At 71.4% G+C, this 3753-nt stretch carries 2 protein-coding genes; both read right to left on the reverse strand.

From position 1 onward, the window contains the following. Nucleotides 1-3201 (reverse strand): non-ribosomal peptide synthetase (locus JHL17_RS11515; protein WP_200193188.1); only part of this gene is annotated, 3201 nt, incomplete at its 3' end. Further along, nucleotides 3198-3753: phosphopantetheine-binding protein (locus tag JHL17_RS11520; RefSeq protein ID WP_247893472.1), on the reverse strand; the 556-nt coding region annotated here is incomplete at its 5' end. The genes JHL17_RS11515 and JHL17_RS11520, both read right to left, overlap by 4 nt.

The following is a 3753-nucleotide window of genomic DNA, read 5'->3' on the forward strand; positions in this document are numbered from 1 at the left end:
CAGCTGGATGGAGAGGATGGAGTCGCCGCCCAGCTCGAAGAAGTTGTCGGTGACGCCGACGTTCTCCAGCCGCAGCAGCTCGCACCACAGCGCCGCCAGGGCGCGCTCCGCCGCGCTGCGCGGAGCCACCTGCGCCGAGGACGACGCCACCTCCGGCTCGGGCAGCGCCTTGCGGTCGAGCTTGCCGTTCGGCGTCAGCGGCAACCGATCCAGAACCACGATGTGCGCCGGCACCATGTAGTCCGGCAGCGCCGCCCTCAGACCGGCGCGCAGGCGCTCGACCAAGTCGCCGCCAGCCTCGCCGGCCGGCACGACATAGCCGACCAGCCGCTTGCCGGAGGTCCCGTCTCCGGCGACCACCGCCGCCTCGCGCACGCCCGCCTGCGCCCGCAGCCGTGCCTCGACCTCGCCGAGTTCGATGCGGAAGCCGCGGATCTTCACCTGATGGTCGAGGCGACCGACATACTCGATCACCCCGTCCGCCCGCTGGCGCACGAGGTCGCCGGTCCGGTAGAGCCGCCCGCCGTCGCCCGAGAACGGATCGGCGACGAAGCGCTCCGCCGTCAGGCCGGGCCGGTTCAGGTAGCCCCGCGCCAGTCCGGACCCGCCGAGATAAAGCTCGCCAACCGCCCCCGATGGAAGCGGGTTCAGCGAGGCGTCGAGCACCAGCGTCCGGCGGTCCCCGATGGGGCGGCCGATGGGGGCGGTTCCGCCTTGCCCTTTTCCGCCCGCCTGCCAGACCAGAGGGGTAATGACCGCCTCGGTCGGCCCATAGGCGTTGAAAACACCATCGACCCAGCCGGCGAGACGGCCGGCCAGCGACAGATCCCAGGCCTCGCCACCCAGGATGCAGGCGCGCAGGCGATGGCCGGGCATTGCGGCCGCAAGGGCTTCGGCATGGTGGGTGAGATAGGCCGGCGGCAGGTCGGCGACGGTGACGCCGTCGCGCAGGATCAGCGCTGCCAGCCGCTCCGGCGTGGAATCGGCCATGGCACCCAGGACAATTCCGGCCCCCGCCAGCAGAGGCATCAGGATCTGTTCGCTCGCCGCATCGAAGCCGAAGGACGCGAAATGCAGCAGCCGGTCCTCGGCGGTTATCCCATACGCCTCGGCCGCCGCAAGACAGTGGCGGGCGAGCGCCCCGTGGGAAACCACGACGCCCTTGGGCGTCCCGGTCGAACCGGAGGTGTAGATCAGATAGGCCAGCCCCTCACCCGCCGGCGCCGGAAGAGCGCTCTCCGGTCCTTGCTCGACCAACCCCTCGGCGTCCCCCTCGGCATCCAACGCCAAGCGGGCGACACCGGCCGGCATCGCCCCCTGCAGGCTGTCCTGCACCAGCATCAAGGCCATGCCGCTGTCGGCGACCATCCCGGCCAGGCGGTCGCGGGGAAGCCGGGGATCGAGCGGCACATAGCCCCCGCCCGCCTTCAGAACGGCCAACAGCCCAACCACCATGGCGGCCGACGGCTCGGCCGCCAGCCCGACCCGGACATCCGGCCCGACACCCAGCGCGCGAAGCCGCCGGGCCAGCCGGTCCGAGCGTTCCTTCAGGGTCCCGAACGTCACCGACCACCCATCGGCGACGAGACCCACGGCATCGGGAGCCTCCGTCGCGCGGGCATCGAACAGCATCGCGGGCGACGGTGCGGAGGCCGGTGCCATGGGCACGGCAAGCGCGGCGTCCGTGCCATCGTCAGCCGTCAGCCGGATGGACGCGACCGGAACGTCTCCATCGGCGGCGAAAGCGGCCAGGATGCGCCGGTAATCCTCCGCCATGGCGGCGATCCGCTCCCGGGTGAACCGGTCGGCGGGGTAGCGCAAATCGCAGCGGATGCTTCCGCCGTCATCCTCCTCGGCCTCCAGCGACAGGTCGAACAGGGCGACCCGGGAACCGGCTGACAGCGGCCTGATCGTCAGCCCGGAGATCCGGTCCAGCGCCGACAGCCGGCGATGCTGGTGGTTGAACATCACCTGGAACAGCGGATTGCGGTCGAGCCGGCGTTCCGGCTTCAGCGCGTCGACCAGGTGCTCGAAGGGCAGGTCCTGGCTGGCCTGGGCGTCGACCGACCGGTCGCGGACCTGCGCCAGCACCTCACGCAGCCCGAGCCCGCCATGCAGGTCGGCGCGGATGACCTGACTGTTCACGAACAGGCCGACCAAACGCTCGGTCTCGGCGCGGTGACGTCCGGCGACCGGCACGCCCACCCGAAGATCGCCTTGCCCGGTGTGGCGGTGGAGCAGAAGCAGGAAGGCCGCCAGCAGGAGATTGGCGACGGTCGCCCCCTCTCGGCCGGCCAGGTTGCGCAGCCGGGCGGCCAGGGCATCGTCGAGACGGATCGGGAGGCCGGCCTCGCGCCGATCCCGCCCCTGCCCGTTGCTTCCGTCACCCTCCGCGTCCCAGGGCAGCATCAGGTCCGGCTGCTCGTCGCCGAGCAGGGCACGCCAATGCTCGAGTTGCCGGGTCCCCTCGCCGCTGCGCAGGAGACGGTCCTGCCACAGCGCATGATCGACATACTGGATCGGCAACGGAGGCAAGCCGGCGTCCTGCCCCTGGCGGCGGGCGGCATAGAGGGCGGCGAATTCCTCAACCAGCAGGTTCACCGACCAGCCATCGGCGGCGATGTGGTGGAGGGTCAGGAAAAGCGCATGTTCCTCTTCGGCCAAGCGCACCAGCCGCAGACGGACCGGCGGCGACGCTTCCAGATCGAAGGGAGTTGCCGCCTCCGTTTCGGCCAGATCCTCCAGCCGACGGTCCCGCTCCACCGCCTCCAGCGCCGACAGGTCGGTCCAGCGGATATCGGGCGGAGCAGCGGGATGGAGTCGCTGCTCCGCCTCGCCGTCGCGGGCCGGATAGCTGGTGCGCAGCACCTCATGCCGGTCCACGATGTCGGCGAATGCGCCGGCAAGCGCCTCCCGGTCGAGACGACCGGTCAGGCGCAGGCCGATCGGGATGTGATAGGCCCGGCTGCCCCGGTCGAGCTGCCAGAGCACCCACAGCCGCCGCTGGGCATGGGACAGCGGCGGCTGCTCCGGCCGGCGGCCGGGGAGGATCGGCAGCCGGGCGAAGGAAATCCCGGATTCGGCAAGACGGCGGAGGAACTCCTCCTGCCGGTCGGCAGGCAGGGCATCGAGGCGCCGGGCGATCTGGATCAGCGCATCGGCCGGCCGGCCGGCCGGCTCCCGCTTGGCGGTCGTGGTCATTGCGCGGCCTCCGACGGCATGGCTTCGAGATCGGTTTCGAGGTCGGCCAGCAGGGCGTCCATCCGTCCGATCTCCTCCTCGTCGCCGCCGTCCACCCGTTCGCGGTCGATCCGTGCGGCAAGCGCCGCCAGGGTGGGCGCCTCGAACAGGGCGCGAAGGGGAAGCTCCACGGCGAAGCGGTCGCGGATCTGCGCCGCCACCCGCGTCGCCAGCAACGAATGACCGCCGAGCACGAAGAAATTGTCGGCGGCACCGACGCGCCCGACACCCAGGACGGCGCCCCAGATCTCAGCCAGCGCATGTTCAGTCACCGTGGCCGGCGCGATATGCCCGGCACCGGCATCGGGTGCAGGCTCCGGCAGAGCTTTGCGGTCGAGCTTGCCGTTGGGAGTCAGCGGCAGACGCTCCAGCACGACGATGTGGGCCGGCACCATGTAGTCCGGCAGGGTGCGGCCGAGATGCTCCCGCAACAGCCTCAGCAACTTCGCATCCGCATCGGCCGCCACATAGCCGACGAGCCGCTTGCCGCCCGCCCCGTCCCTGGCCACCACC

This window comes from Azospirillum endophyticum (genome assembly GCF_016595245.1).
GTDB classification, from domain to species: Bacteria; Pseudomonadota; Alphaproteobacteria; order Azospirillales; family Azospirillaceae; genus Azospirillum; species Azospirillum endophyticum.